Origin of the sequence: Agrobacterium sp. ST15.16.024 (assembly GCF_027956545.1) — a bacterium.
Lineage (GTDB): Bacteria > Pseudomonadota > Alphaproteobacteria > Rhizobiales > Rhizobiaceae > Agrobacterium > Agrobacterium cucumeris.
Genome location: NZ_JAQKGO010000079.1, coordinates 1 through 370, shown reverse-complemented (window position 1 = coordinate 370; position 370 = coordinate 1). Strand labels below are relative to the sequence as shown.

At 61.9% G+C, this 370-nt stretch carries 1 protein-coding gene; it reads right to left on the bottom strand.

What is annotated here, in order from left to right; genetic code table 11:
* Positions 1 to 327: an RraA family protein gene (locus tag PL640_RS25865; RefSeq protein WP_442867058.1), complete on the bottom strand. Its 327-nt coding sequence runs from the start codon at positions 325 to 327 to the stop codon at positions 1 to 3.
* Positions 328 to 370: the final 43 nt, after the last annotated feature.

Here is a 370-nt window from a genome sequence, read left to right as displayed (position 1 = left end):
CTAAAGTACTTTGTAGCGTGCCCAGACTTCCGCAAGCAGACCGCCGTTCCTCAAATCTTCGCGTGCCCCGTCTTCCTTGGCGACCTTCTCGAAGGCACGTGTCACGACTTCGTCCGCTACCGCCTGCGGTATCACTGCAATACCATCGATCTCGGCGAAAACGACGTCACCTGGCTCGACTCGTACTCCGGCGACCTCGACTGGTCGGCCATGGCTCACCACAGTGCCACGGCCTGAGATATCCACGGGACGCGAGCCGCGTGAGAAAACGGGAAACCCGAGTGCCTGGATCATGCGCGTGTCACGATGACAGCCGTCCGTGATCATGCCCCGGGCCCCGCGTGCCAGAGCGGCGTTGGAGAACAGCTCG

Bases quoted from the DNA above. Each gene is read 5' to 3' on its own strand.
- PL640_RS25865 (WP_442867058.1), bottom strand. From the start codon at position 327: ATGATCACGGACGGCTGTCATCGTGACACGCGCATGATCCAGGCACTC.